The organism is Mycobacterium sp. 1245111.1, assembly GCF_001673405.1.
GTDB lineage: Bacteria > Actinomycetota > Actinomycetes > Mycobacteriales > Mycobacteriaceae > Mycobacterium.
Genome location: NZ_LZLV01000035.1, coordinates 21,989 through 47,913 on the forward strand (window position 1 = coordinate 21,989; position 25,925 = coordinate 47,913).

The 25,925-nt window shown below is 64.6% G+C and carries 30 protein-coding genes; 21 read left to right on the forward strand and 9 right to left on the reverse strand.

The genetic code is table 11. The annotated features are described in order from the left end of the window. Positions 1-69 precede the first annotated feature (69 nt). The 3 genes from A5658_RS07490 to A5658_RS07500 all read left to right on the forward strand — a co-directional run bounded on the left by A5658_RS07490 (position 70) and on the right by A5658_RS07500 (position 2,360). Complete coding sequence (locus tag A5658_RS07490) at positions 70-981, forward strand: tyrosine-type recombinase/integrase (RefSeq protein WP_082993007.1); 912 nt, start codon at positions 70-72, stop codon at positions 979-981. A 292-nt stretch (positions 982-1,273) separates the two neighbouring features. Next, complete coding sequence (locus A5658_RS07495; protein ID WP_067332823.1) at positions 1,274-1,609, forward strand: hypothetical protein; 336 nt, start codon at positions 1,274-1,276, stop codon at positions 1,607-1,609. 28 nt (positions 1,610-1,637) lie between these two features. Then, a complete protein-coding gene (locus A5658_RS07500; RefSeq protein WP_067332824.1) occupies positions 1,638-2,360 on the forward strand; it encodes a hypothetical protein in 723 nt (240 codons plus the stop codon). Between the two features lie 141 nt (positions 2,361-2,501). Here A5658_RS07500 and A5658_RS07505 read toward each other — a convergent pair whose 3' ends face one another. Further along, on the reverse strand, positions 2,502-3,326 hold the full coding sequence (locus tag A5658_RS07505) for a hypothetical protein (protein WP_067332825.1): 825 nt from the start codon (positions 3,324-3,326) through the stop codon (positions 2,502-2,504). A 416-nt stretch (positions 3,327-3,742) separates the two neighbouring features. On the opposite strand from A5658_RS07505, the gene A5658_RS07510 reads away from it, so the two are divergent. The 6 genes from A5658_RS07510 (at position 3,743) to A5658_RS07535 (ending at position 10,171) form a co-directional block, all read left to right on the forward strand. After that, complete coding sequence (locus A5658_RS07510) at positions 3,743-4,744, forward strand: hypothetical protein (RefSeq protein WP_156751315.1); 1,002 nt, start codon at positions 3,743-3,745, stop codon at positions 4,742-4,744. A 246-nt stretch (positions 4,745-4,990) separates the two neighbouring features. Further along, positions 4,991-5,422, forward strand: a complete 432-nt coding sequence (locus tag A5658_RS07515) for a rhodanese-like domain-containing protein (RefSeq protein WP_067332827.1) — start codon at positions 4,991-4,993, stop codon at positions 5,420-5,422. After that, on the forward strand, positions 5,419-6,702 hold the full coding sequence (locus tag A5658_RS07520; RefSeq protein WP_082993008.1) for an O-succinylhomoserine sulfhydrylase: 1,284 nt from the start codon (positions 5,419-5,421) through the stop codon (positions 6,700-6,702). Before A5658_RS07515 ends, A5658_RS07520 begins: the two co-directional genes overlap by 4 nt. 236 nt (positions 6,703-6,938) lie before the next feature. Beyond that, positions 6,939-8,591, forward strand: coding sequence for a hypothetical protein (locus tag A5658_RS07525; RefSeq protein WP_067332828.1), 1,653 nt, complete (start codon positions 6,939-6,941; stop codon positions 8,589-8,591). 86 nt (positions 8,592-8,677) lie between these two features. Continuing rightward, on the forward strand, positions 8,678-9,832 hold the full coding sequence (locus A5658_RS07530) for a cellulase family glycosylhydrolase (protein ID WP_067332829.1): 1,155 nt from the start codon (positions 8,678-8,680) through the stop codon (positions 9,830-9,832). Between the two features lie 3 nt (positions 9,833-9,835). Beyond that, positions 9,836-10,171, forward strand: coding sequence for a YnfA family protein (locus tag A5658_RS07535; RefSeq protein WP_067332830.1), 336 nt, complete (start codon positions 9,836-9,838; stop codon positions 10,169-10,171). Here the strand turns inward: A5658_RS07535 and A5658_RS07540 are convergent, their stop codons facing one another. Genes A5658_RS07540 through A5658_RS07550 form a run of 3 tightly spaced genes read right to left on the reverse strand, consistent with a single transcriptional unit; the run spans position 10,172 to position 13,407 of the window. After that, positions 10,172-11,029, reverse strand: a complete 858-nt coding sequence (locus tag A5658_RS07540; RefSeq protein ID WP_067332831.1) for an SDR family oxidoreductase — start codon at positions 11,027-11,029, stop codon at positions 10,172-10,174. A 48-nt stretch (positions 11,030-11,077) separates the two neighbouring features. Then, positions 11,078-12,226: an acyl-CoA dehydrogenase family protein gene (locus A5658_RS07545; protein WP_067332832.1), complete on the reverse strand. Its 1,149-nt coding sequence runs from the start codon at positions 12,224-12,226 to the stop codon at positions 11,078-11,080. After that, on the reverse strand, positions 12,223-13,407 hold the full coding sequence (locus A5658_RS07550; RefSeq protein WP_067332833.1) for an acyl-CoA dehydrogenase family protein: 1,185 nt from the start codon (positions 13,405-13,407) through the stop codon (positions 12,223-12,225). Before A5658_RS07550 ends, A5658_RS07545 begins: the two co-directional genes overlap by 4 nt. Positions 13,408-13,478: 71 nt before the next feature. On the opposite strand from A5658_RS07550, the gene A5658_RS07555 reads away from it, so the two are divergent. Next, positions 13,479-13,832: a hypothetical protein gene (locus A5658_RS07555; RefSeq protein ID WP_067332834.1), complete on the forward strand. Its 354-nt coding sequence runs from the start codon at positions 13,479-13,481 to the stop codon at positions 13,830-13,832. A gap of 17 nt (positions 13,833-13,849) precedes the next feature. On the opposite strand, the gene A5658_RS07560 is transcribed toward A5658_RS07555, so the two are convergent. Both A5658_RS07560 and A5658_RS07565 read right to left on the reverse strand, forming a co-directional pair. After that, complete coding sequence (locus A5658_RS07560; RefSeq protein ID WP_067332835.1) at positions 13,850-14,080, reverse strand: hypothetical protein; 231 nt, start codon at positions 14,078-14,080, stop codon at positions 13,850-13,852. Between the two features lie 110 nt (positions 14,081-14,190). Then, on the reverse strand, positions 14,191-14,757 hold the full coding sequence (locus A5658_RS07565; protein ID WP_067332836.1) for a TetR family transcriptional regulator: 567 nt from the start codon (positions 14,755-14,757) through the stop codon (positions 14,191-14,193). A 73-nt stretch (positions 14,758-14,830) separates the two neighbouring features. Here A5658_RS07565 and A5658_RS07570 point away from each other — a divergent pair, with 73 nt between their 5' ends. Continuing rightward, positions 14,831-15,643 (forward strand): class I SAM-dependent methyltransferase, encoded by an 813-nt coding sequence (locus A5658_RS07570; protein WP_067332857.1) that lies wholly within the window; start codon positions 14,831-14,833, stop codon positions 15,641-15,643. Next, entirely contained in the window at positions 15,636-16,496 is an 861-nt protein-coding gene (locus tag A5658_RS07575) for a lysophospholipid acyltransferase family protein (RefSeq protein ID WP_082993011.1), read from the forward strand. Before A5658_RS07570 ends, A5658_RS07575 begins: the two co-directional genes overlap by 8 nt. Positions 16,497-16,515: 19 nt before the next feature. Here A5658_RS07575 and A5658_RS07580 read toward each other — a convergent pair whose 3' ends face one another. After that, entirely contained in the window at positions 16,516-17,400 is an 885-nt protein-coding gene (locus tag A5658_RS07580) for an NmrA family NAD(P)-binding protein (protein ID WP_067332837.1), read from the reverse strand. 450 nt (positions 17,401-17,850) lie between these two features. Here A5658_RS07580 and A5658_RS27955 point away from each other — a divergent pair, with 450 nt between their 5' ends. The 9 genes from A5658_RS27955 to A5658_RS07620 are packed head-to-tail and all read left to right on the forward strand — an operon-like array spanning position 17,851 to position 24,494. Next, positions 17,851-17,991 (forward strand): hypothetical protein, encoded by a 141-nt coding sequence (locus tag A5658_RS27955; protein WP_156751316.1) that lies wholly within the window; start codon positions 17,851-17,853, stop codon positions 17,989-17,991. Beyond that, the gene (locus A5658_RS07585; RefSeq protein WP_197503074.1) at positions 17,988-18,509 is read left to right on the forward strand and encodes a PaaI family thioesterase; all 522 of its coding nucleotides are present in this window, start codon (positions 17,988-17,990) and stop codon (positions 18,507-18,509) included. The genes A5658_RS27955 and A5658_RS07585 overlap by 4 nt, the downstream gene beginning before the upstream one ends. Before the next feature lie 44 nt (positions 18,510-18,553). Further along, positions 18,554-19,054: a helix-turn-helix domain-containing protein gene (locus A5658_RS07590; protein ID WP_082993009.1), complete on the forward strand. Its 501-nt coding sequence runs from the start codon at positions 18,554-18,556 to the stop codon at positions 19,052-19,054. Between the two features lie 54 nt (positions 19,055-19,108). After that, the gene (locus tag A5658_RS07595) at positions 19,109-19,480 is read left to right on the forward strand and encodes a DUF3054 domain-containing protein (protein ID WP_067332839.1); all 372 of its coding nucleotides are present in this window, start codon (positions 19,109-19,111) and stop codon (positions 19,478-19,480) included. After that, on the forward strand, positions 19,477-20,388 hold the full coding sequence (locus tag A5658_RS07600) for an SAM-dependent methyltransferase (protein ID WP_067332840.1): 912 nt from the start codon (positions 19,477-19,479) through the stop codon (positions 20,386-20,388). Before A5658_RS07595 ends, A5658_RS07600 begins: the two co-directional genes overlap by 4 nt. 44 nt (positions 20,389-20,432) lie before the next feature. Next, positions 20,433-20,939 carry a GNAT family N-acetyltransferase gene (locus tag A5658_RS07605; RefSeq protein ID WP_067332841.1) on the forward strand — a complete coding sequence of 169 codons (507 nt, stop codon included), beginning with the start codon at positions 20,433-20,435 and terminating at the stop codon, positions 20,937-20,939. Next, the gene (locus A5658_RS07610) at positions 20,936-22,036 is read left to right on the forward strand and encodes an LLM class flavin-dependent oxidoreductase (RefSeq protein ID WP_067332842.1); all 1,101 of its coding nucleotides are present in this window, start codon (positions 20,936-20,938) and stop codon (positions 22,034-22,036) included. Before A5658_RS07605 ends, A5658_RS07610 begins: the two co-directional genes overlap by 4 nt. Then, entirely contained in the window at positions 22,033-23,154 is a 1,122-nt protein-coding gene (locus A5658_RS07615) for an LLM class flavin-dependent oxidoreductase (RefSeq protein ID WP_067332843.1), read from the forward strand. The genes A5658_RS07610 and A5658_RS07615 overlap by 4 nt, the downstream gene beginning before the upstream one ends. Further along, a complete protein-coding gene (locus A5658_RS07620; protein WP_067332844.1) occupies positions 23,151-24,494 on the forward strand; it encodes an NtaA/DmoA family FMN-dependent monooxygenase in 1,344 nt (447 codons plus the stop codon). Before A5658_RS07615 ends, A5658_RS07620 begins: the two co-directional genes overlap by 4 nt. Before the next feature lie 72 nt (positions 24,495-24,566). Here A5658_RS07620 and A5658_RS07625 read toward each other — a convergent pair whose 3' ends face one another. After that, on the reverse strand, positions 24,567-24,956 hold the full coding sequence (locus A5658_RS07625; RefSeq protein WP_067332859.1) for a heme-binding protein: 390 nt from the start codon (positions 24,954-24,956) through the stop codon (positions 24,567-24,569). A gap of 219 nt (positions 24,957-25,175) precedes the next feature. Then, positions 25,176-25,916: an MBL fold metallo-hydrolase gene (locus A5658_RS07630; protein ID WP_067332845.1), complete on the reverse strand. Its 741-nt coding sequence runs from the start codon at positions 25,914-25,916 to the stop codon at positions 25,176-25,178. Between the last annotated feature and the right edge of the window lie 9 nt (positions 25,917-25,925).

A 25,925-nucleotide genomic window follows, 5' to 3' on the forward strand; every position in this document is an offset into this window, starting at 1 on the left:
TGACGTGCGTAAACAGACGAATTCGCCCAAACGTTCGGCAACCACAAAACTGTCAAGCATGATATATGCATGTCTAGCCGCCGAAAAAAGGCTGCACCCGACCTCGCTGCTCTACTGGAGTCATGGCAGGTCGCACTAGCCGCCGAGCGTAAAAGTCCGAGGACGATCCGCACGTATATCGGCGGTGTCCGCATCTTCGTCGACTGGTGTGCTGACAACGAACGCGAAGCGGTCCTTGACCGGCCGACGGTGCAAGCGTTCACCGCTGCGCTACTCGCAGCGGGCGCCGAGCCGCATACCGCTCGGACGCGACAGCAGGCGTTGCGCCGCTATTCGGCGTGGTTGCTCAGCGAAGACGAGATTGAGCACAACGAGTTGCTGGGTATGAAGCAGCCGCAGCTGGACGAGAAGATCACCGAGCCGCTGGACGACAACGAAATCAAACGCCTGTTGAAGGCGTGTGAGGGTAAAACGCTGCGTGATCGACGCGACGAGGCAATCGTGCGGCTGATGTGCGAGACGGGTGCGCGGGCCGGTGAAGTCGCGGCGATGCTCGTCGACGACGTTGACGTCAAGCGGGGGACTGCGGTCATCACGCGAGGCAAAGGTGGCTACGGTCGCATTGTGCCGTTCGGGCCGCAAACCGGGTTGGCTATCGACAGGTATCAGCGGATGCGTCGCACTCATCGGCTCGCCGACACCAAGGCGCTGTGGCTGGGTGACCGCGGTACCACGTTCTCGTATGGTGCGATGCAACGCTCGCTGGCGTACCGCGCTCAACTCGCGGGCATCCCGCGGTTCCATCCGCACATCATGAGGCACACCGCCGCGAGTCGGTGGCTCGCCGCAGGGGGCAGCGAGGGCGGTTTGATGGCCGTCGCGGGGTGGCGCTCCCGCGAGATGCTGGACCGGTATGTGCGGGCGACCGCGAGTTCCCGCACCGCTGATGAGGCCCGTGGTCTGAATCTCGGGGACCTGTGAAAATGATGTCTCAAGCAGCGAAAACCACACTGTCTATGTAGATTTCGCTGCTGCTGTGAAGGTTGTTGTCGGGTAACGGTTTTCACACCTGCAAACGTCAATACATTGTCACGGCAACACATTTGACGTTGTCACGGCGCCGCCGGCAGCGTTATGGTTGCCTCGTGGCGAACAACGGGATGACCCCAGCCGAGCGGCGACTAGCCGGCTCGAAAGGCGGGCATCAGTCGTGGGCGAACACCCCAGATAGTGAGCGCAGCGCGCGAACCGCGAACGCCCGCCAAGCGCGCTGATGCGGCACACGCTGATGCACACGGGTGCGCTTCGGTTCCTGTATGAGCGGTCAACACAGACGGCGTACACGTGGCGTGTTTACTCGGCTGGTCCGTTGCCAGACGGCGCTGCGCATTACACGCTGTCTGACGAGACCTCCAACTACCAGAACGCTGTGATCGACGCAGTCGCCGGAAAGGTGACAACAGTGAGAGCGCTCAATGTGCAGTTGTCTGATTTCTCCGGCGACATTGAGCGTGTAGCTCGCTACTACACCACCGCGCTAAGCAGCGACCCGGCGATGCAAGCAACGTGCGAGGCGATCTACCCGAAGATTCGTGTTCAGACGTTTTAAGGAAACGGCGTCCGGTTAACTTCGCGGCATGCCTTCTCGTCTGTTCACCGTCGCGGTCGTCGTCGCAATCGTCGCGACGCTCGTCGGCATCTTTGTGGACATACCCATCCTTTTGGCCGACGAGGGCATAAATATCAACGGGCAGTTGATCATCACCGGCATAGCCGCGTTCGGAACTGTGGGCACGTTGACGTGGGCGGTCATCAACGGGTTGGACCTGCGACGTCGCGCCGATGTTGACCGCCGCGAGGCTGATCGCGTGCGCGATGAGGCGAATATCGAGAAGAAGCTGGATCAGGCGCGGCGAATCAGCGCGTGGAGCGTCCCGCTGGACGGTGACTTGCCGGCCGAAGTCAAGTACTCGGAGCACGTCAACGACCCGCGGCAGGTGAACCTCACGAACAGTTCAAGCGAGGCCGTGTACAACGTTGTGGCGTATTTGGTTTGGATGCAGGGCGCTGCGCCAGGCACAGCGGAAGAGATCGAGAAGTACAGCGAGGGCCATCGGATGCGCGCGATTGTTCAGGTTCTCCCACCCGGCAACTACAAGTTGACGTTGACGGGGCCGAGCAACCATCCGATGCAAGGACACGGACACCTCGGGTTGGAGATTGCGTTCACCGACGGCGCGGGCCGCCACTGGATACGCCGCGCCGCCCCAGGGGCCTTGAAATCTCTTGATACCGACCCGATCACGTATTTCGGCATCAACCGCCCACTGCCCCCATACAACAAGATCGAACCCTGGTGAAGGTGTGTGCCGCTGCAGCGAAGCAACGCCAACGCGACGCAGGCCAAGGTTCAGCACCAGAGCGGCCAGTAGAGAAAGTTAGTCTAGATCTAGACGAAGTTTCTTCTGAGGACCGCAGAGCTATTGCGCAGGCCGCGAAGGCTACCGGGGCGGCGCGACATGATTAGCGCGGTGCGCTGGGGGTGGTGCGAGTTCTGGTCTGGTTTCGTACTTCATGGGCAAGTACTTGTCGCCATAGTCCTTGAGCTGGCTAGTCAATTGAGTGAAGGCGAATAGCCCTTCCGCCCAGAACTTCAAATCGTCGTTCTTAACCGGGATTCCGGTGGTTTCCATGATCATGACGTGCTCGCTGGCGAGTCGGTAGTGGGTGTGCACGTCGAACGCAGCGAGCATGTCGATTAGGTCGGTAGCGAGAAAGCTGGAGAAGCCGAGGATGCTGGTGATCCATGCGCGGGTTCGGTTCATGTTGTCAACGATCAGCGTCAGCACGTTGTGGTGCCCAATGCCTTTTGTGCCGAAGAACAGGCCCGCGTCGCTGACCGTGTCGGCGTTGATCTTGCTGCACAACTCTTGAATGTTCGGCCACGTGTTGTCGCGGTTGGGTGGGGTGATCTGTGCGGCTTCGTTGAGCTTCGTGATCAAGTAGTCGCTCTGCGTGACGATGAGTCCGACGAGCGGCCCGACATGCCGGTAGACGTTGCGGCGATCGCGTCGCAGCGGAAGCCGCACGTTCAACAGGTAGAACGTGAACGCGCCCGCGTACGCGATGGCGAAGTCGTAGAAGATCGATCCGAGCGCGGGCGCCCAAGTGGAGCGGGCCGGGACGTTAACGAGCACTACATGATGGACGACCGCGTACATGACGGCGACTACGAGCAGTGCCCATAGCGCGCGGTTGAGCACCTTCTCGGACGTGCTCAGGTACGCGAGCCTGTTCCAGCGCCGATGCCTGTCGATCACGCTCATATCCAGCAAGTGTGTCCAATTAGTAGGAGGGATGCGGGATAACATCGGTCTGCGTGGCGGCTTTTAATGAGTTCGAACGGCCAAGAACAATCCTCACTAGTTGCGTCGAAACCCATCCTCTAATGGTGGCGGCTCGGAGACTCGTGGGTTCGGTCAGTACCGACATCATTGACCGACAGCCTATGCACGAACGCGATCTTGTCATCATCTGGCAATACGCAGCTGGCTACGGCGGCGCACGGTCATATCTTGGGGCAGATGAACAGGCGCACCTCCGAATCCTTCAATTCGGTGGTCCCCCAGCGAGCGAGTGGGTAGACAGTGCAGCCGATGCACAAGTAGGTCCTGCCCTCGTTACCGCGTACGGAGACGAGTTACACATACCCGGTTCTTGCCCCGGGAGCTTGCGCGCGCTAGTGCATGACACGTTGGTTCCGCTCCTCAAAAGTCGAACCAGCGAAAGGGTTTGCATTCTGCCCAAGTGGGAGGAGTCGACGCCAACCACTTTCATCCCGCTTCTTGAGACATCAGACGGAAACGCGCTGGCGGCAATTTATCGGCACCCCTACATAGCAGAGGTGTGGTGGCTACCGATCGAGCGTCCTGACGGCGAAGTCTTTGATTTCGGTGCGTGGATCACCGCAGCATTAGAAGCGTGGCACGAGCAAGAGCCAGAACGGTTTCCAGGTCCAGCCGACTGGGCGCGTTCGAAAGAATGGATGACAAACGAAGAGTTGCAGCTGCAAGCCGTTGTCGAAGAGGCGCAGGCTGAATTGGAGCGGCAGCAGGCGGCATTGTTGGAGAAAGTCTCTGCCGCTGAGTCGGAGCTCGCGGACGCGCAGGCGCGCCACGACGAGGGCGAGCGCGTTCTGTTGACCGGTCAAAGCGCCGTGCTTGTCGACGCCGTCCATTCGATGCTTGAGCGGCTGGGATTCGGCGTTGAAGACATAGACAAAAAGCGCGCTGCGGAGGATCTCGCAAAGGGCGGCAAGCCTCGTCCGAAGCTGGAAGATTTACGGGTCTCCGACCCGGATAGTTCCTGGGTCGCACTGGCGGAAGTGAAGGGCTACACCGGCGGCGGTAAGGCCGGTGACTTCGGGAAAATTGGTCGCTTCGTCGGCTTGTATCAAGCCCGCAATGACGACGAGCTGCCTGACGCGACTTGGTATGTGGTGAATCAATTTTTGGACAGAGCGCCAGACAGACGTCCGTTGCTGATGGAGCTTCAGGCTGAAGACGTTGACATGTTCGTCGACAACTTCAACGGCGTCCTTGTCGACACCCGCGATCTGTTCGTCCTGGATCGCCGCGTGGCTCGCGGTGAAGTGTCAGCAGCGGATGCGCGGGCACTGCTGATGAACGCCGAGCGTCGTTTCACTCTTGACGCAGAAGACCCCCGGCGTGGACCAAGAAGGTGACACTTCCCCGGCAGGTTGAAGGCCCCAGGGGCTCGTCTCGTCAGAACGACCGCTGACCCGCGGTCTCGGCGGCGAACCAGCTGTCGGTGATGTGTTTGTACGTTCGGCAGGCATCGCGGCGTGCTGGGCGTTGTGCAGTACTCTGCTTCGATTGAAACTGACCTGGGTCTGAGGGCAGTCGCGGGTTGAGTTCAAGCGTGGATATTGTCGACTACAACGTTGTCGAACGAGCATGGGAAACCGCTGGTGAGTACAGAGCAAAAGCGTCCATACGCCGGAGATATCACCCCCGAGCAGGCCTGGAAGCTGCTCAGCGAGAACCCCGAGGCGGTTCTGGTCGACGTCCGCACCGAGGCCGAATGGCGCTTCGTCGGTGTGCCCGACCTGGCCAGCCTGGGCCGCGATGTCGTGTACATCGAGTGGAACGACGTCGACGGCAAGCCCAACGAGAACTTCGTCGCCGACCTGCTCGAGCACGTCCCGGCCGGCGGCGATCGCCCGGTGGTGTTCCTGTGTCGCTCAGGTAATCGTTCGATCAGTGCCGCCGAGGCGGCCACCGAGGCCGGCGTCGCCCCGTCGTACAACGTGCTCGACGGCTTCGAAGGTCAGCTCGACAGCGATCGTCACCGCGGTGGAAGGGGCTGGCGGGCAATCGGTTTGCCGTGGACGCAGACATGAGCGCCGGCGACGATGCAGAGCGCAGCGATGAGGAGGAGCGGCGCATATCATCTGATCAGCCAAAAGAGGTGCCGTCGGTCCGCATCCCGGCTCCACTGCCCGACGGCGTCAGCCAGGCCACCATCGGCGTGCGCGGCGGAATCATGCGGTCGCAGTTCGAAGAGACCAGCGAGGCCATGTATTTGGCCTCGGGCTACGTGTACGGCTCCTCGGTCGAGGCGGAGCAGGCGTTCACCGGTGAAGTCGACCGCTACGTGTACTCGCGCTACGGCAATCCCACGATCAGCATGTTCGAGGAGCGGCTGCGTTTGATCGAGGGCGCACCCGCGGCATTCGCCACCGCCAGCGGAATGGCGGCCGTCTTCACGTCGTTGGGCGCGCTGCTGGGCGCAGGCGATCGACTTGTGGCTTCCCGCAGTCTGTTTGGCTCATGTTTCGTGGTGTGCAGCGAAATTCTGCCGCGCTGGGGTGTGGAAACCGTGTTCGTCGACGGCGACGACCTGTCTCAGTGGGAGAAGGCGCTCTCGGTGCCGACCCAGGCGGTGTTCTTCGAGACGCCGTCCAACCCGATGCAGTCGCTGGTCGACATCGCTGCGGTGACCGAGCTCGCCCACGGCGCCGGAGCAAAAGTGGTGCTGGACAACGTCTTTGCCACACCACTGTTACAGCAGGGCATTCCGCTCGGCGTCGACGTCGTGGTCTATTCGGGCACCAAACACATCGATGGTCAGGGTCGTGTGCTGGGCGGCGCGATCCTGGGCGACAAGGAATACATCGACGGCCCGGTGCAGAAGCTGATGCGTCACACCGGTCCCGCTATGAGCGCATTCAACGCCTGGGTGATGCTCAAAGGCCTTGAAACGCTGGCTATTCGGGTCGACTATCAAAACAACTCCGCACAACGGATCGCCGAATTCCTCGAGGGCCATCCGGCGGTGCGTTGGGTGCGTTACCCATTCCTGCCTTCGCACCCGCAATACGACCTGGCCAAGCGCCAAATGTCCGGTGGCGGCACCGTTGTGACCTTCGAACTCGAGGCCGCAGAAGGCGCCGCCAAGCAGCGGGCGTTCGAGGTGATCGACGGACTACAGCTGATCAACATCTCCAACAACCTGGGCGACTCGAAATCCCTTGTCACGCATCCGGCGACCACCACCCACCGCGCGATGGGCCCCGAAGGGCGTGCGGCTATTGGCTTGGGCGACGGGGTTGTTCGCATTTCGGTGGGCCTCGAGGGCACTAGCGATTTGATCGCGGACCTCGACAGGGCCTTGAGCTAGGAGTCTCCTGGGAGTTGGCTGGTGATCGGCAATTGACATGTCCGACAACGGATATTGCTGCTGTGATCGCCCGCGTTACCCGGTTATTCACGTAACCGTCGTTTAGTCTTTCCAACCGTAGGAATTTTCGGGGCGATAGTAACGCCATAGCGATCATGCTCGATAGCACTAGGACCGTGCGTAATCGCAGCGTGGTACCCGCCTGACTGCGTTGGGCCCGAAATGGAGAGACTTGAGTGATATCGAGCATCAGCCGGCCGCGGACCTCACCTCATCCGCTGACCGGCGATTTCTATGAGTGGGCCGTCATCGTCGACGGCGACGAAATCGCCTGGCAGGGCTACGCGGGACCGCTGAGATTCGACGAAACCGACTTCGCGATCGCGACCCGGAAGTTGCTGTCGATCGAGCCCGGTGAACTGCCCGAACTGGTGGCAGAGCACGTCGAGTTCGCTTCCCCCAGCCAGGGGCAGCGCCGGCTGATGGTGCATTCGACGACGCCGTATGCCAGCAGCTTCGAAACGGATCTCACCGCAATGGTGGAGGGCCGGCAGGTGCTCGACCTGACCACGTATGTGGAGACGCGCGGCTTGTACCTCGCCCGCAGCGGCGATCTCGTCATCGGTCGCACCCAGCCGTGGGTTCATGGCAGCGCGGCGGACGGTGTTCGGCGGCTGGTGCTTCCGGATGCGGATTACTACTACATGTCGCAAGCACTCGTGCGGCGCGCGGTCGACGGCGGCGATCGCGACCCGGTGATGCGCGAGATCATCGCGTTTCTGCGGGAAAACCCATCAACGGTGGTGTGTCCCTACGACTTTGAGCCAGAATTCCAGTTATTCGTGACATGGCTGGCCCGGATCACCGGCATTGGTCGAATTCGCGTCGATGCCAACGATTCTCGCCTTGGAGTGTGGAATCGAAAGCGCATGCTGCATCCGACGGTCGAGGCCGCACTGCGTCTGGAGAGCCAGGTCGACGGCCAGCCGGGCCCGGTCGTGCTGACGTGCGAGCACCGGGCCAGCGAGGCATACGCGGCGCTGCACACACCAATCCCGGTGCTGCCCGGCTATGCGGTTGTGTGGCAAGAAGATCGCGATGATTTCGTTCGCGATCTGCTCCGCGCCGGCGCGCTTCTGCAAAGCCGCTACGGCCTCACCCACGCCTGTCTGAAGCCGTCCGACGGTGGCAACGGCGGACGCATCACGCCGGGTATCGAACTCGACGACACCGCCCGGCTCGACGAGCTCGCGCGCAACGCCTGGAGGCTGGGCGGCGACCAGGTTCTCGAAGCGCACGTGACCTATTTCGAGCGAGAAGTGGGCGGCGAGCGCGTGTTGACCACGCCGTCGGCGCACGTGCGCTCGGGTGAACTGCTCGACGGGCTCACGCTGCAGTTCATGCGTGGCACCTCGTGGAAGGGCAACATCTTCGTCGGCATCGACGATTGGGAGCGCTTGGGCCTCGACAGGGACGTCTACACCGGGCTGCGGGCGACGATGACCGATCTGCATCGACGGCTGGGCTTGCTGCACTGCGGCATCGATTTCGCTGTCGGCACCGTCGGCGGCGTCTTCGGCGACACCGTGCTGGCCGCCGTCCAGGACATCAACCCGAAAGTCACGGGCGCACTGTTCCTGCGGGAGTTCATGGCGCGACACCCCGAGATCGGCGCGGGCGCGGCCACCCGGGTATTGAGCCCGGACGCCACCGGCAGCGCCGAACGGATCCGCGAGCTGGTCGCCGAATGCGCGACGGCCCAACAGCCTTGCGAGGAAGTGGGTATCGTGCCCGGCCGCTGGGCGATGATCGCCACGTCGGCGGCGACGTCACTCACAGCCGGCGCCCAAGCATTGACCATGGAACGGACGCTGGGGGCCGCTCGCTGATCCGCTTGGTGACGGCCCGATAACAAGTCGCGCGACGCGCTGGCTGAATACCGGGAACGCCGCAGTGCGCAACTTATCGTCGCGTTGTGTACCGCCGCACTGTTCTCAAACTGCCGCTGTTGTTGGCGGCGGGCACGGCTCTAGCTCAAGCGCCGCGCGCCTCCGCTGATCCTCCACGAGCCTCGGCCGAATCGAGTCGGTGGTCATCCGATCGAGCCAACCGTTGGTACCAGGCCCAAGGCTGGCCGGTCGGCGCGAACTTCATTACGTCCACGGCGATCAACCAGCTCGAGATGTTTCAGCCGGGCACCTACGATCCGCGTCGTATCGATCAGGAACTCGGCTGGGCCCGCGCGCACGGACTGAACTCGGTGCGTGTCTTTCTGCACGACCAGTTGTGGGCGCAGGATTCGCGCGGTTTCCAAACCCGTCTTGCGCAATTCGTCGGCATCACCGCGCGGCATCGGATCAAGCCGCTGTTCGTGTTGTTCGACTCCTGCTGGGACCCGTTCCCCAAAGTGGGTCAGCAGCACGCGCCGACGCCTGGGGTGCACAACTCCGGCTGGGTGCAGAGCCCCGGCGCCGAACGCATCGACGACAAGCGCTACACCCGCACTCTGCAGGACTATGTCACCGGCGTCATGACCCAATTCCGCAACGACGACCGGGTTTTGGGGTGGGACGTATGGAACGAGCCCGACAACCCCGCACCGCAATACGCCCGCGTCGAGCGCGCCGACAAACTGGACCGGGTGGCCGACCTGCTTCCGCAGGTCTTCACCTGGGCGAGGTCGGTCGATGCGCGTCAGCCGCTGACCAGCGGTGTGTGGGACGGCGAGTGGGCGGATCCCGGTAGCCGCACCACAATTCAGAACATTCAGCTGACCAACTCCGACGTGATCAGCTTCCACTCCTACGCCGGCCCGTCGACCTTCGAGTCGCGCATCAACGAGCTCACACCCCACGGCCGGCCGATTCTGTGTACCGAGTACATGGCGCGGCCGCAGGGCAGCACCGTCGAGTCGATCCTCCCAGTTGCCAAGCGGCACAACGTCGGCGCGATCAATTGGGGCCTGGTGGCCGGCAAGACGCAGACCTACTTCCCGTGGGACTCCTGGAACCATCCGTACTCGGCCGTGCCGAAGGTGTGGTTCCACGATCTGCTACGGCCGGACGGAACCGCCTTCGACAACACCGAATCGCAGACCATCCGATCCCTGAGTGCGTCGACATACGGCTGAGCCATGACGGTCGCCAAGTCGATCTTGCTGTTCGGGTTGGCCGCGCTGCTGGAGATCGGCGGCGCCTGGCTGGTGTGGCAGGCCGTCCGCGAGCACCGCAGCATGATCTGGGCCGGGCTCGGGGTAATAGCCTTGGGCGCTTACGGTTTCGTTGCGACCTTTCAGCCCGATGCGCAGTTCGGTCGAGTGCTGGCCGCCTACGGCGGCGTGTTCGTCGCCGGTTCCCTGGCATGGGGCATGGCGCTGGACGGGTTTCGGCCCGACCGGTGGGACGTTCTCGGCGCCGTGGTCTGCCTGGCCGGCGTCGGGGTGATCATGTACGCGCCGCGTGGCCGCTGATCACTCGTTGTGCTCGACGACCCCGGTCGCGTGCTGCGCGCGGTCTTCGTAGCTGCGGCGCGCGCTGATGTCGAAGTTGAGGAACACGGTGTCGTTGCCCATCTTCTTGTTCAGCCAGCGGCGGCCGCGGTCCGGCAGCAGAGTGGCCGCCGCGGCGAATGACTTTCCCCAAGGAGGCACGGACACACGGGATTTCGGCTTGTCGAGCACCTTGACGACGGCCGCGGCGATCTCGGCCGGCTCGACTGGCTTCTGCGCCGACGACGGCGATGTGCCGGCGATGAGTTCGGTGTTGGTGAAGGTCGGCAGCACCGCGGTGATCTGCACGCCCTGCGGCGCGAACTCGTCGGCCAGCGCGGTGGACAGCCCGACGACCCCGAATTTGGTTGCGGCGTAGACGACCTGGCCCGGGACGGCGACCATGCCCGCCAGCGACGCGATGTTGACGATATGCCCGGCGCGCCGCTTCACCATCTCCGGCAGCACCAGCTGACAGCCGGTGAGCACGCCATAGAGGTTCACTTCGATCGACGAGCGGATCGCTTGCGCCGACTGCTCCAAAAACGGACCTACCGGCATCACACCGGCGTTGTTGATCAGCACGTCGATGTGTCCGCCGCCGTCGGCCCGAGCCTTGTCCAGGAAAGCCGCGAACGACTCCTTGTCGGTGACGTCGAGTGGATGGCCGCTGATCTGCCCGAGGCTGCTGATGCCGGCGACGGCGCTCTCGAGCACATCGAGGTCACGGTCGCCGATGACGACCTGGGCACCCCGGGCCAGTAGCGCCTGAGCGGTCGCGTACCCGATGCCGCGGGCAGCACCGGTGACGACGATCGTCTTACCCCTGATGTTGTCCATCCGACGGACTTTACAGGTGTCAAGTCTGCCGCGAAACGGGCCTGAGCTTCAGATCCCGAGATCTTTGGCGACGATCGTCTTCATGATCTCGGTGGTGCCGCCGTAGATCGTCTGAATGCGGGCGTCGACAAAGGCCCGCGAGACCGGATACTCCCGCATATACCCGTATCCCCCGTGCAGTTGCAGGCAGCGGTCGGCAGTGCGCACCTGAAGCTCCGTCGTCCACCACTTCAGCTTGGCCGCTCGAGCCGCGGTCAGCTCACCCCTGAGATGCTCGGCGATGCAGTCGTCGAGATACGTACGCGCGACATCGATTTCGGTGGCCAACTCGGCGAGTACGAACTGGGTGTTCTGCAGTCCTGAAATCGGGGAGCCGAAAGCCTTGCGCTGCTTGACGTAGTCGAGCGTCTCAGCCAGCACACCCTCGGCGGCGGCCACCGCGCCGACCGCCAGCGAAAGTCGTTCCTGCGGCAGGTTGTTCATCAGCTGATAGAAACCGCCGCCTTCCTCGCCGAGCAGATTGTCGACGGGAACCCGCATGTCGGTGAAGCTGAGCTCGCTGGTGTCCTGGGCGTGCAGCCCGATCTTCTCGAGGTTGCGGCCGCGACTGAAGCCCGGGGTGTCCGGCTCGACGACGAACAGCGACAAGCCTTTGTGTCGATCGGACCCGGTGCGTGCCGCGACGACGAACAGGTCGCCGGTCTGACCGTTGGAGATAAAGGTCTTCGCGCCGTTGACCACGTAGTGGTCGCCGTCGCGCACCGCAGTGGTTCGGATCCCGGCCAGGTCGCTGCCGGCGCCGGGTTCGGTCATCGCGATGGCGATCACCGTCTCGCCGGTGACGACACCGGGCAACCAGCGCTTCTTCTGCTCGGCCGTGGTCAGGTCGGTGAGATAGGGCAGCACGATGTCGTTCTGCAGCGACAGCGCGATGGCCTCGGCCGCCGCCCCGGCCCGCTGCAGTTCGTCGACGACGATCGCGTTATACCGGAAATCCTCGACACCCGCTCCGCCGAACTCCTCGGGAACCGAAAAGGCCAGCAGCCCAAGCTTGCCGGCCTCGGTGAACAGCAGGCGGTCCACGCAGCCCGCCTGCTCCCACTCCTCGTGGGCAGGCACCACCGTCTGCTGCACGAAGTCGTGCACCATGTCGCGGAACTGCCGGTGCTCGGAGGTGTACTCCAACCGCGCGCTCACCGAAACGCATCCAATCCGGTGAAGGCCTGGCCCAGGATCAGCTGATGCATTTCCGGGGTGCCCTCGTAGGTGAGCACCGACTCCAGGTTGACCATGTGGCGGATCACCGGGTACTCCAGCGATATCCCGTTGCCGCCCAGGATCGTTCGCGCCGTGCGGCAGATCTCGATCGCCTCGCGGGTGTTGTTGAGCTTTCCGAAGCTGACCTGTTCGGGGCGCAGGCCGGTGCTGTCCTTGAGCCGTCCCAGCTGCAGCGCGAGCAGCAGCCCCTTGTGCAATTCGACGGCCATGTCGACGAGCTTGGCCTGGGTCAGTTGGAATCCCGCGATCGGCTGGCCGAATTGAGTGCGCTCGCCGGCGTAGTCGAGCGCGGCCTGCCATGCCGAACGCGCGGCGCCCATCGAACCCCAGATGATGCCGTAGCGCGCCTCCGACAGGCACGACAGCGGGCCCTTGAGCCCCGTCACCTCGGGCAGCAGCGCGTCGTCGGGCAGCCGTACGTCGTCGAGCACCAGCTCGCTCGTGATCGAGGCCCGCAGCGAGAGCTTGTGGTGGATGGTATTCGCTGAGAAGCCCGCGGTCTTGGTGGGAACGATGAAGCCACGAACTCCCTCGTCGGTGGCCGCCCACACGACCGCGACGTCGGCGACCGAGCCGTTGGTGATCCACATCTTGCGACCGTTGAGCACCCAGTCGGACCCGTCGCGACGCGCGCGCGTGGTCATGGCTGCCGGGTCGGACCCGGCGTCGGGTTCGGTCAGCCCGAAGCAGCCGAGCAGTTCGCCCGCGGCCATGCCCGGCAGCCATTGCTGCTTCTGCTCCTCGGAGCCGAAGCGCCAGATCGCGAACATCGCCAGCGAACCCTGCACCGACACCATCGACCGGATGCCGGAGTCGGCGGCCTCCAGCTCGGTACACGCCAGCCCGTAATGCACAGCCGACGCGCCGCCGCAGCCGTAACCCTCCAGGTGCATGCCGAGCAGGCCGAGCTGGCCGAAGTGTTTGGCCAGGTCACGGACCGGCAGGTCGCCGATTTCGAACCACTCTGCGACGTGCGGGAGGACATGCTCGTTGCAAAACTGCCGAACGGTGTCACGGACCGCCTTCTCGTCGTCGGACAGCGAGGCGTCCAAGCCGAGCGGATCCTGCGGATTGAAGGCGGGAGGCGTAGCGGTACTCATGCGGTAATACTGCCACCGCGGGGAAGTCGGCCTAGTCTGCCTTCGGGGGACTGAACACGGAGGTAACAGACATGCCCCCACTACTTCGCATCTCGGCTGTCGTCCTGGCGGCGGTGGCACTGGCCCCGCCGGCCGTCGCCGATCCGCTCGACCCCATCCCCGGCAACGGTGTCTTCGTCGTCGGGCCCGATATCGCCCCGGGGCTCTACCACACGGCCGGGTCGAACTCGACGTTCGGCGTCTGGATCAACAATGTGCCGACCCAGGACTCGATGTGCTCGTGGTTTACCTACAGCACGCCCGACGCGGCCAAAGACCATGTCCTGCAGACCAACACGTCCGTCGGCCCGATGTTCGCGAACATCAACACCGGCGTCAAGGCGTTCGAGTCGCAGAACTGTCAACCGTGGACGCGAGTGCCGTAAGTCGTTCGTCCGCAGCGCTAGTCGCAGTTGACGCAGACTCCGGTCAGCGACAACTGCATGCCGCAGCCGCAGAATTTCCCTTCGCGCCGGACGTCGGCGGACCGCTTGCCGCCGGGACGCACCCGATTCTCCGGGTGCTCGACGTACCGGGTGCCTTTGCGTGAGGAGGGGCCGTGCTCGGCGCCGCTGTCGGCCACGGCGACGAGCTCTTGTTCGGGCGATTCGGGCTCTTGGTCTGCAATGGTCACATTTCTCAACGATATGCGCCCGGCCCGGGCGAATTCGCCTGCGCGCGGCAGAAATTGCGCTGATTTAGCTATCTGTACACCTCGCGGTCGACCGCTGCTCCGAAAGCCGACTATTTCGCTCGGACGATACGCGTCGCCGCCTCGACTGCCGCGGCGCGACGTGAGGAGTGGGCTGCCGGGTCGGCGACGGCCTCCGCCGGGTCGGGCCAGTGCGCCCAGGCCAGGCCGATCCCGAACAGCATCACCAACAGCTGCTGCGGCTCCCAGGCCGAATCGACGTAGCCGTCGGCTTGGGCGGTGCGGATTGCGGCGATAGCGGTGTCAGGCGGGTTCTCGCCGTCGACGTCTGGAAGGTTGAGCGGGAAGCCTTCCAGACGCGCCCAGCTGATCATGCGTAGGTGCTCGGGCCGGCGTTGTGCGAGGTCGACGAGGTCACCGACGAATTCGGGCACGGCGTCGGGGCGCAACTTCACCGCACGGAAGAATTCCGCCCCGTCGGTGGCGACTACATCGCGGAACAGGGTTTCTTTGTCGCCGAAGTGGGCGTATAGGCGCTCCTTGCTGGCGCTCGCGGCCCGGGCGATGCGGTCAATTCGCGAACCGGCCAGGCCGTAGCGAGCGAACTCCGCGCGCGCGGCCGCCAGGATCTCACCACGGAGCTCTGTCGTCGATCTCACACGCTCAGCATATACAGACGAACTAGTTCGTTCGTTATAGTGGTGCCAACCGTAGGAAAGAAGAGGTGACGTGATGCCCGCACAAAAGTTTGTGGATCAGTCAATTGCAGTGATGCCGCGAGGCGGCCCGAACGCGTCCTGGCTCGACCGGCGATTCGAGACCGATGCGCTCGAGTATCTCGACCGCGAGGACATCTCTGACGAGGTCAAACAAAAGGTCATCGGCATGCTCGACAGGGTGGGCGCATTGACCGATCAGCACCAGCAGCACGCGCGCACCGCGCTGAATCTGGTTGCCGACGTGCCCAACCCGCGCATCCTCGAGCTGGGCGCCGGCCACGGTCGACTATCGGCAAAAATCCTCGAGCTGCACCCCACCGCCACCGTGACCGTCAGCGACCTGGACCCGACCTCGGTGGCCAACATCGCCGCCGGTGAACTGGGCGCTCATCCGCGGGCGCGGACCCAGGTGATCGATGCCACCGCGATCGATGCCGCGGATGACAGCTACGACCTGGTCGTGTTCGCCCTGGCCTTCCACCACCTACCGCCGTCGGTCGCAGCTCGGGCGATCGGCGAGGCGACGCGTGTCGGAAAGCGCTTCCTGGTCATCGATCTCAAACGTCGCACGCCGCTGGCGATGCTGTTCTTTCCAGTGGTGACGTTGCCGGTTCAGCTGGTTCTGATGCCGTGGTCGTGGATCCCGCCAAGCCTGCACGACGGCTTCATCAGCGCATTGCGCGCCTACAGTCCGTCGGCGTTGGAGGCGCTGGGGCGCGCGGCAGATCCGACGATGCGCGTGGAGATCCAGTCAACGTCAAAGCGATTCGGTCTACCCTCGATTGCTGCAGTGTTCTCCCGTTCGGGGGCGCGCGATGCTGAATGACGGCACGGACCTGACCACGATCATGGAGCCGACCGCACGGGTCGAAGCTCTGCGCCGAGGTCTTGACACGGTCACCCGGCAGATTCGCCCACTGGTGCGACTCTCCCGGCCCTACGTCGACGGAGTCGAGAATCTTCCCGTCGACGGGCGATCGTTGTTGGTGGGCAACCATACTCAGTTCGGTTCGGAAGTATTTATGATCTCCGATGCCGTGCGATCGACGATCGGAAGACGGGTGCGCCCATTGGCTGACCGAAATTTCGGGCGCATGCGCGGGCTACCCGCGGATCTGCTGGCCGCGTTTGGTGCCGTCGTCGGCGCGCCCGAAACGGCGCGCGAACTGATGCGACACGACGAGACGATTCTCGTCTTTCCCGGTGGTGGTCGTGAGATCGGGAAGTTCAGGGGCGAGGAATACACCCTGCGCTGGCAGGGGCGTGCCGGGTTCGCGCGATTGTCGATCGAGCAGTCCTACCCGATCGTGCCTGTCGGTCTGGTCGGCGGCGACGATGTCTATCGAAGCCTGACGACCCGGGACAGCGTCTACGCGAAAGTCAGTGCCGCAGTTAGTCGTAAGGTAAACGGACGCCCCGATATGGCGCTGCCCTTACTGCGTGGGGTCGGCCCCACGCTCATTCCGCGGCCACAGCGGATGTACCTCCGGTTCGGGGCGCCGATCGACACATCGCACCCGCCCGGCATTGATGCGGACTCATGGGTCGATGCCGTCAAGGAGCGCACTCAGCGGGCATTGGAACGTATCCTCGATGACCTGGTCGAGTTGCGGTCGTCAGACCCCTACCGCGCGCTGAACCCGTTGGGTTGGCGTAGCGCGGTCACACCGTCGTCGTAACTCGCCGACCACGCCGCCGTCAGCTCGCGAACGCCGCGAGATGTTCGGCGATGAATTCCTGGACCGTCGTCGGCTTCTTGCCGCCAATCTGTTCGACCAGATCGTTGTTGCCGGCGAAGATTCCGTTCTGGTAGTCGACGGCGACGTTGCTCAGGTGCTGCGCGAGGAAATCGGGAAAGCCCAGCGCCCTGATGCTTTCGATCCAGACCGGAATCTCCGCCGGCTCATAACGCACCGGGCGACCCAGCACATCGGAGATGGCATCGGCGATCTGGTCGTGGTTCATCTCGACCGCGCCAAACAGCGGATAGACCTGCCCAACGTGCTTCTCCGGGTTTTCCAGAATCGCCGCGATCACACGCCCCTGGTCCTCCGCTGTGATCGGGGCGTGTCGGCCATTACCGAAGGGCAGACGCAACACCCCTTCCTCACGAATTCCCCTGGCGCCGAAAATGGTGAACCACTCCGCGAAATAGGTTGGACGTAAATGGGTTACGGCGACCGGGGACCAGTCCAGGATCCGCTCGCCCAGCCAATGAATGCGCGCTGCGTCGCTCGCGGCGCCGCGCCGCGCCGAGATCTGCGACATATTGACGACCGCACTGACGCCGGCATCCTCGGCCGCGTCGGCAAACGTGGCTGTCGCCTCGAGTAGGCCGGGCTTGATCGGATACACGAAGTATGCCGACCGAACACCATCGGCGGCAGCACGGACGGTGTCGATATCGAGCAGGTCACCGACGATCACGTCGGCGCCGCTGTCACGCAACGCCGCGGCGCGGTCGTCAAAGCGGTGCACCAGCGCCCGTACGTGGTGACCGCGTTCGAGCAGCAGTTTCGCAGTGTAGCCACCAGTTTTACCGGCGGCACCGGTAACGAGCAAGGCGCTTTGGTCAGTGGGCATCCGGGTTTCCTCTCGTCGCTGCCATTCGCAGAATGTGGACCGGGGTCAACCGTCACATCTAACTCTAGTAAAGTAATGTCAAGAGAGTAGCCCGAATTGTTCCCAAAAGACATCGCCAAAACGCGGAATAACTGCGGTTGAAGGCCGGTTATAGGGCGGTCTGCCTCGCGCTCTGATCCCGTACCGCCGTGCCATGCAGATCGAGCCGGTACGGCCGAGAGCATCAAAACTGTTTTGGCACAACGCCTGTGCCAGGCGGCCGGTAATCGCTTACTTGACATTGATGAAGCCAGGGATGATGGTGGTCAAAGTCGACCCGCGGCGCAGCCGCCGCGCATCTCAAGAGAGGTCTCGATGAGTGGATCAGCCGCGCCCATATTGGTGACAGGTGCCACCGGACGTCACGGGTCCGCCGGAGGGCATGTCGCACGCAGGCTCCGTGAGGTGGGCATGCCGGTGCGAATCCTGGCCCGCACCATCAGTGAGCGCACCGATGCATTGGCCGCAGTGGGCGCGCTCATCGAGCGCACGCCGATGTCGCTTCGAGAATTCATCCGCGTTAACCGAGAGACCCTGGGGGCGGCACGATGACCTACACGATGGAGAGCGCCGAAGTCGATCACGTGCGCACCCGCACATTCAGTTGGCAGGATCCGCAGATCGGGGCGCAGGCTGCCATGGGGCTGGCCGGCCTCGACTATTTGCGCGCGATCCTGGCCGGCACCCTGCCGAAGCCGCCGCTGATGGACACGCTGGATGTGCGCGTCGAGTCGGTCGAGCCCGGGGAGGTCGTCTTCGCGATGACACCGGCCGAGTTCCATTACAACCCAATCGGTTCGGTGCATGGAGGAGTATTCAGCACACTGCTGGACTCCGCGGCGGGGTGCGCGGTGCACAGCCTGCTGCCCGCCGGGACCGGCTACACCAGTCAGGACCTCGCGGTGCGTTTCCTCGGTGCCATCCGCGTGAGCACCGGAACAGTCCGGTGTACGGGCACCGTCCGGCACCTGGGGCGGCGTACCGCGCTCGCCGAGGCTTCGCTGACCGCCGAGACCGGCAAGCTGCTGGCCACGGCCACGAGCAGCTGCCTCATCATTCCCGGGCCCTGACCATCTGGCTATATAAAAGTAATGGTCAGCGGTAAGCTGACGCGATGACCGCACCAACTGATGCGATGACACTGACGGGTCGTCTCGCCGACGGAGACCGGACCGGCTACCGGGAAGTCTGTCCGATCGAGCGGGCCCTGGACACCATCGGGACACGTTCGGCCCTGGTGCTCTTGCGTGAAGCATTCTGGGGCACAACCCGTTTCGAAGACTTTGCGCAACGCGCAGGCTTCACCGAGCAGATCGCGGCCACGCGCCTCAAACAACTGGTGGATGCCGGTGTGCTGACGAAGCAGCCGTACAAGTCCCCGGGGCAGCGCACGCGGTATGAGTACGTGCTCACCACACGCGGCCGGCAGCTGTTCCCGGTGCTGGTCAGCCTCGTTGAGTTCGGCATGCTTCTGCAGGGCGACGCCAGAAGGCTCGACATGGTGCATGGCGAAGGCTGCGGAGCTCCGCTCGCGACGCACGTGCAGTGCGCTGAGGGGCACCCCGTGCAACTCGCGCAAGCCGAAGCGCGGCTTCGCCCCAAACGGAGGCGCTGAGTCACGCATCGCGCGGTGCCGCCGACGGCTCGACCCGGACGGTAGCCTCACCCCATGGATCATCCGCGGCGCGGCCCGGCGTGGCTGGGCATCGATGTGGCCTGCGTGCTGGTGTTTTGCGCGCTTGGGCGCCGCAGCCACGACGAAGGTCTCAACGTCGCGGGCATCGCGACCACCGCGTGGCCATTTCTGAGCGGCACCGCGGTGGGTTGGCTGGCGTCGCAGGCCTGGCGGCGTCCGGCAGCGGTCTGTCCCACCGGCGTGGTGGTGTGGTTGTGCACGGTCGTGGTCGGCATGCTGCTGCGCAAGGTCACCGCCGCCGGAGTGGCCGGCAGCTTCATCGTGGTCGCCTCGACGGTGACCGCCCTGCTGCTGCTCGGTTGGCGGGCGATCGCCCAGCCCCGACGCCGCGCAGGCTCGGCGTGAGTACGAAACGCGCCGACAACGACACCTGGGGTCCGGCCACCAGCGTCGGTACCACCGCCACCCTGGTGGCGACGGCACGGGCACTGGCGCACCGGGCGGGCCTGATCAACGACCCGTTCGCTGAATCATTGGTCAACGCCGTCGGGTTGGACTTTTTCAGCAAGGTAGCCAACGGCGACTTGGCGCTCAGCGACCTCGGCGACAACAATGGATTAGCTTTGCTGACAGACCTTTTGGCGGTGCGAACCCGGTTCTTCGACAACTTCGTCAGCAAGGCGTGCCGAGCCGGGATCCGGCAAGCGGTCATTCTCGCGTCGGGGCTCGACGCCCGGCCGTACCGGATGTGGTGGCCGAGCGGCACCACCGTGTACGAAATCGATCAACCCGAGGTGATCGACTTCAAGACCCGGACGATGCGCGGCCTGGACGTTGCGCCCAGCGCCAACCGGCGCGCGGTGGGGATCGATCTTCGCCAGGACTGGCCAGAGGCGTTGCGGAGGATCGGCTTCGACGCCGCCGAGCCGACGGTCTGGATCGCCGAGGGATTGTTCATCGGGTTCCTTCCGGCGGCCCTGCAAGACCGGTTGCTTGACGACGTCACCGCGCTGAGTGCGCCTGGCAGTCGCACGGCGGCGGACTACTTTCCGGACCAGAAATCGCTCTTCCTGGATCAGGAGCACGCGCTGGCGGCGCACTGGCGGCAGTTTGGGTTCCGTGGCGACATGGCCGAGCTCACCTATCCGGAGGAGCACCATGATCCCGCCGAGTCGTTGGCCGCACTGGGCTGGCGAACCGTGATGACCGAGATCCAGAAGCTGTTCACTGCGACCGGGCTGCCGGGTTTGCGTCGTCAGGATCTAAACGGCGCACCGGTGGCGGGCCGGTATGTCCGCGCAATTCTGGCCTAGGAGTGCCGGAATGCGGCTGATAGCGAAACGTTAGAAATGTAGTGATGCCCCCAGCCAGCCAACCCGCCGCCGCGCAGCAGGTCCGTTTTGTCGCGGTGACCGCGGACGATCCCAGGGCCCAACCCCTGCTGGACCAGTTGGCGGTCGAATACGCGCAACGCTACGAAGCCACCGTGCCGACCGTCGTCGCCTGGATGAAGTCGGTGCCTACCTCCGAATTCGCGCCACCCGACGGCGGCTTTCTGATCGGAGAGGTGGACGGGGTGCCGGTCACCGGGGGCGCCTTCCAGCGGTTCGACGCGCAGACGGCCGAGCTCAAGCGGATCTGGACCGATCGGCAGCATCGTCGCAGTGGTTATGCCTCGGCACTGCTGGCCGAACTGGAAAGCGTCATCGCGCGGCGGGGCTACCGTCGGGTGTATCTGACGACCGGCAACCGGCAACCGGAAGCCGAGGCGCTCTACGAGGCGGCCGGTTACACCCGGCTTCCAGAGCCGCTGCCGTCGGTCGGACCGGTCTTCCCGATCGCGTTCGTCAAGGATCTGCCGTGACTGACCAACTGCACGTCGGCGTGGCCCTCGACGGATACGGCTGGCACCGACAGGCGTGGCGCACCACGCTCGCCGCCGATCCCACCACGGAATCGGTGCTGTCCGGCCGGTATTGGGCCCAGCTGGCCGCCACCGCGGAGCGCGGCCTGCTCGACTTCCTCACCATCGACGACGCGCTGACGCCGCAGCCCGGACGCAGTGCGGCGATCAGCCCACGGCGGCTGGCCGGCCGTGCCGATGCCGTGCTGGTCGCCGCGCGGATCGCACCGGTCACCAAGCACATCGGGCTGATCCCGGTGGCCACCGTCACCCACACCGAACCGTTCCACGTCTCCAAGGCCATCGCCACGCTGGACCACGTATCCCACGGACGCGCCGGCTGGCAGCCGCGGGTGAGTTCGACGGCGCACGAGGCGGCCCTGTTCGGGCGTCGCGAAGCGCCCACCGATGGCGAGGACCTGTTCGACGAGGCCGCCGAGGCCGTCGAGGTGGTGCGCCGATTATGGGACAGCTGGGAGGACGACGCGATCATCCGCGACGCCGCGACCGCACGCTACATCGACCGAAAGAAGCTGCACTACATCGATTTCCGCGGCAAACACTTTTCGGTGAAAGGCCCCTCGATCACCCCGCGCCCGCCGCAGGGGCAGCCTGTGGTGGCCGCTCTGGCCCACGGCCCTCGCATCTACGAGTTCGCGGCAACCAGTGCCGATCTGGTCTTTATCACACCGACCGACAACGCGTCACTCGATGCCATCCGTGACGACGTCAAGGCTGCCGGCGGGCAGCACCTGAAGGTCTACGCCGATGTGGTGGTGACATTTGGCGGTGACACCGAGTTCGGCTCGGACGCAGTGATATTCGACGGTAGCCCGTCCGATGTGGTGGACCTGGTGTTGGGCTGGCAGCAGCGCGGCATCGACGGCGTGCGGCTGCGGCCCGCGGTCAACGCCACCGACCTCCCGGTGATCGTCGACGAGGTGGTCCCACTGCTCCAGCGGGCCAACCGGTTTCGCACGGACTACACGCACGGTGAGACATTGCGGCAACGACTCGGCCTGCCTGTCGCGCCCAACCGGTACGCGGAGGTGACGTGACTACCGTTCCGCTTTCGGTCCTGGATCTGTCGCCGATCAGCGCCGGCAGCGACGCCACCACGGCGCTGCACAACACAATCGATCTCGCGCAGCACGCCGAGCGCTGGGGGTATCGCCGATTCTGGATCGCCGAGCACCACTTCGTCGGGGTAGCCAGCTCCGCGCCGGCCGTGCTGATCGGACAGATCGCCGCCGCTACCAACACAATTCGGGTCGGCTCGGCCGCAGTCCAGTTGAGCCACACCACCGCCGCCGCGGTGGTCGAAAGCTTCGGGATGCTCGAGGCGTTCTACCCGGGCCGCATCGACCTCGGCCTCGGCCGCGGGCAACGCCGCGACACCGGGTTCAAACCGAAGCGCCCGTCGACCAAGAACCGTCCGCCGCGGGTGTGGCGTGAGATCGACGGTGTGGTGCTCCCGCTGCCGTTCGACCTGAAGGGTCTGCTCGACACCGAACGCGTGATGGCGACGATGGAGATTCTGCAGCAGCCGCAGGCCGTCGCCCCCGACTTCGCCGACCAACTGGCCGACATCCTCGCGATGCTCGACGGCACCTACCAGGCCGGGGGATTCGACGTGCATGCCGTGCCGGGCGAGCGATCGGGGTTGGTGCCGTGGATCTTTGGGAGCACCCGTGGTCAAAGCGGACGGCTGGCCGGCGCGCACGGACTGCCGTTCGTCGCCAGCTACCACATCACGCCGGCGACCGCACTGGAAGCCATCGAGGCCTACCGCGAGACGTTCGTTCCGTCGGCGGCGCTGCAGGAGCCATACGTCGTGGTGTCCGCTGACGTCGTCGTCGCCGATGACAGTTCCACCGCACAGGAACTCGCGTCCGGGTACGGGCAGTGGGTGTACTCGATACGCACCGGGGTGGGTGCGGTGCCCTACCCGGCCCCCGGTGATTCGAAACCGGTGACCGAGGAGCAGCTACCGGTGGTCAAGGACCGGCTGGAGACGCAATTCGTCGGCGACCCCGACGAGGTCGCCGAGCGGCTGTCCGCACTGCAGCGTCTCAGCGGCGCCGACGAACTGGTGATCACCTCGGTGACCCACGACCACCAGACCCGGTTGCGCTCACACGAGCTGCTCGCCAAGCGGTGGGGTATCGGCCGATGAGCGTCCGAGAGGGTAAGCACCGCAAGCCCATTCACTTGGCCGCGCATTTTCCGGGGGTCAACAGCACCACGGTGTGGACCGATCCGCGGTCGGGCAGCCAGATCGAATTCGAGTCGTTCGTGCACATGGCCCGCACCGCCGAGCGCGGGCTGTTCGACTTCTTCTTTCTCGCCGAGGGCCTGAGACTGCGTGAGCACCGCGGTGAGATCTACGACCTCGACGTGGTGGGCCGGCCGGACACGTTCACGGTGCTGGCGGCGCTGGCCGCTGTCACCGACCGGCTCGGGCTGACCGGCACGATCAACACCACCTTCAACGAACCCTTCGAAGTGGCACGGCAATTCGCCACCCTGGACCACCTGTCCGACGGCCGGGCCGGCTGGAACATCGTCACCTCGTCGGATGCGTTCACCGGCGAAAACTTCCGACCCGGTGGCTTTCTCGACCACGCCGACCGTTATTCGCGGGCCGAAGAGTTCCTCACGGTCACCCGCGAATTCTGGGACAGTTGGGCTTCCGACGCCGTGCGGGCCGACCTCCACGCCGGAATCTACGCCGACCCCGACCGGATAGCGGTCGTCGAGCATCACGGCCCACAGTTCGACGTGCGCGGGGTCGCGACACTGCCCGGCGGACCGCAGGGGCATCCAATCCTGTTGCAGGCCGGTGACTCCCATGAGGGACGCAACTTCGGCGCTCATTACGCCGATGCGCTGTTCACCCTGCATGGGTCGCTGGAAGACGGGCAGCGCTATTACGCCGACGTGAAGAGCCGCGCGGCCTCGTTCGGGCGAAACCCCGATGGGCTCAAGGTGTTTCCGGCCGCGACGTTCGTACTCGGGGACACGGCCGAAGAGGCCGCCGACAAGGCGCAGTACATCCGGCACCAACAGGTCAGCGGCCCGACCGCGATCGCGATGCTCGAACAGGTATGGGGCCGTGACCTTTCCGATTACGACCCGGACGGCCCGCTGCCCCAGGACGATCCGACCGGCGACACCAGCATCACCCAGGGTCGGGTCCGGCACGGCGACCCGGTCGAGGTGGCCCGCCGCTACCGCGAACGTGCTGAGGCCGAGAACCTTTCGATCCGTGAGCTGATCATCGCGGTCTCCAGTCGGGAGCAGTTCGTCGGCACCGCCGAGCACGTCGCCGCCGAGATCGACCGCTACATCCAGGCCGACGCCTGCGACGGATTCATCTTCGTGCCGCACCTGACGCCGCATGGTCTCGACGACTTCGTCGACAACGTGGTGCCGCTGCTGCAGGAACGGTCGGGATTCCGTACCGAATACAGCGGCACCACGCTGCGCGAGCACTTAGGGCTGGCCGAGTTGTAACGCCGAAATCGACGCCAGCGTGATTCCTACTCGAACTTCCTCACGCCGACGTCGATCTCGACCCTGAACCGACTACCCCGCCATGAACTCGTCGTAGGCCGACTGCAGATCCGGCGACAGCACCGAGGTGTTGCACTGGCGCTGGGTGTCGCCGATCGGCGCGAGAATGCCTCGCAACTCCACATATTCCTGCGGGTGCGCAGTGAAGTAGTTGCGCAGATCCGTGGCCGCCTGCCCACGAGGCTCATTCCGCGCTGCCGACACCACCGCGTTGGCGCCCGGGTGGTTACCCAGGTACTGGGTGGCCGAGCCCGTCACCGAACTGACTGTGTTGGAGACGCCTGCGGGGCTGCAGTCAGGCGCTGCCCACGCTGCCGGTGCGGCGATCGCGCTCGCAGCCAGCCCGGCGAGAAGAGAGCAACCGACGACGTTTCGGCGCGCGTTCTTACCACTGAATTTCATCATTTGATTGAGTCCTTGAAATCGCACTGTGATGACAGGTTGCCGAGACCCGACACCCAACATACGTGAAGCGTGGCGAGCGGAAACCGTTGCGAGATAGGCGCTTCGGGTAATCGGTGTGAAGTAAGTGGCAATTGAGGCGGTTTAGGCGCCGGATTCTTAGAATCCGCGGGCGTCTCTTAACGACCTCTGATCCGGACGTGACCCGATTGTGACCAATTACTGCGCCAGCGCGGTCGCTTGCTGGGTGGCTTCGCGGATCGGACCTCGCCACAGATCCCCGTGGCCGGGCACCAGAATCTCGGTGTCCAGCAGGGCCAGTGCCGCCAGGCTGCGGATGCAGCCGTCCTGGTCGTGGCTGAACAACTCGGGTAGCAGTTGCGGGCCGCTCTTGGCCAGCAGGGGATGTCCGGTCACCAGGGCGTCGCCGCTGATGAGTGCGCCGTCGACGACGTATGAGCAGTGGCCGCCGGTGTGCCCCGGGGTCGGGATGGCCATCGGGTTGCCGGGCAACGCCGCGGCCACGTCGACGGTGAGCGGCTGGGTGGTCGGGATGCCTTCGCGGCTCAGGCCGCCGTCGCGGATGAGGTGTGCGGTCCACCGCGCCCACCGGGGCCGCCAGATGTTCATCGCGACATCGATCGGCGACGCCTGCTCCAGGTACTCCCGTTTGGCGTGGCCGACCTCGTCAGCGTGACAGTAGACGGGCGTGCCGTGGGTTTTGGCGAACCAGATGGCCGAGCCCAGGTGGTCGATGTGGGCGTGGGTGAGCAGGATCGCGCGCACATCGCCAGGCTGGTAGCCCAGCTGACTCAGCGAGGCCAGCACGTGGTCGCGGTCGCCCGGATACCCGGCGTCGATGAGCATGACCCCACGCTCGTCGGTGACGAGCGTCCAGTTGACCGCCCCGCCCTGGGCGAGGTGCACGTGTTCGGTGACCGCTTTCAACACCGCTGCCATGTGGCGAAG

Excerpts from the sequence above, each read along its gene's own strand:
- A5658_RS07580 (WP_067332837.1), bottom strand. The coding sequence starts at position 17,400 with ATGCCCACTGACCAAAGCGCCTTGCTCGTTACCGGTGCCGCCGGTAAA.
- A5658_RS27955 (WP_156751316.1), top strand. The coding sequence starts at position 17,851 with ATGCCGGTGCGAATCCTGGCCCGCACCATCAGTGAGCGCACCGATGCA.
- A5658_RS07585 (WP_197503074.1), top strand. The coding sequence starts at position 17,988 with ATGACCTACACGATGGAGAGCGCCGAAGTCGATCACGTGCGCACCCGC.
- A5658_RS07550 (WP_067332833.1), bottom strand. The coding sequence starts at position 13,407 with ATGAGTACCGCTACGCCTCCCGCCTTCAATCCGCAGGATCCGCTCGGC.
- A5658_RS07590 (WP_082993009.1), top strand. The coding sequence starts at position 18,554 with ATGACCGCACCAACTGATGCGATGACACTGACGGGTCGTCTCGCCGAC.
- A5658_RS07555 (WP_067332834.1), top strand. The coding sequence starts at position 13,479 with ATGCCCCCACTACTTCGCATCTCGGCTGTCGTCCTGGCGGCGGTGGCA.
- A5658_RS07505 (WP_067332825.1), bottom strand. The coding sequence starts at position 3,326 with ATGAGCGTGATCGACAGGCATCGGCGCTGGAACAGGCTCGCGTACCTG.
- A5658_RS07630 (WP_067332845.1), bottom strand. The coding sequence starts at position 25,916 with ATGGCAGCGGTGTTGAAAGCGGTCACCGAACACGTGCACCTCGCCCAG.
- A5658_RS07495 (WP_067332823.1), top strand. The coding sequence starts at position 1,274 with ATGCGGCACACGCTGATGCACACGGGTGCGCTTCGGTTCCTGTATGAG.
- A5658_RS07520 (WP_082993008.1), top strand. The coding sequence starts at position 5,419 with ATGAGCGCCGGCGACGATGCAGAGCGCAGCGATGAGGAGGAGCGGCGC.
- A5658_RS07535 (WP_067332830.1), top strand. The coding sequence starts at position 9,836 with ATGACGGTCGCCAAGTCGATCTTGCTGTTCGGGTTGGCCGCGCTGCTG.
- A5658_RS07540 (WP_067332831.1), bottom strand. The coding sequence starts at position 11,029 with ATGGACAACATCAGGGGTAAGACGATCGTCGTCACCGGTGCTGCCCGC.
- A5658_RS07605 (WP_067332841.1), top strand. The coding sequence starts at position 20,433 with ATGCCCCCAGCCAGCCAACCCGCCGCCGCGCAGCAGGTCCGTTTTGTC.
- A5658_RS07490 (WP_082993007.1), top strand. The coding sequence starts at position 70 with ATGTCTAGCCGCCGAAAAAAGGCTGCACCCGACCTCGCTGCTCTACTG.
- A5658_RS07625 (WP_067332859.1), bottom strand. The coding sequence starts at position 24,956 with ATGAAATTCAGTGGTAAGAACGCGCGCCGAAACGTCGTCGGTTGCTCT.
- A5658_RS07595 (WP_067332839.1), top strand. The coding sequence starts at position 19,109 with ATGGATCATCCGCGGCGCGGCCCGGCGTGGCTGGGCATCGATGTGGCC.
- A5658_RS07570 (WP_067332857.1), top strand. The coding sequence starts at position 14,831 with ATGCCCGCACAAAAGTTTGTGGATCAGTCAATTGCAGTGATGCCGCGA.
- A5658_RS07620 (WP_067332844.1), top strand. The coding sequence starts at position 23,151 with ATGAGCGTCCGAGAGGGTAAGCACCGCAAGCCCATTCACTTGGCCGCG.
- A5658_RS07500 (WP_067332824.1), top strand. The coding sequence starts at position 1,638 with ATGCCTTCTCGTCTGTTCACCGTCGCGGTCGTCGTCGCAATCGTCGCG.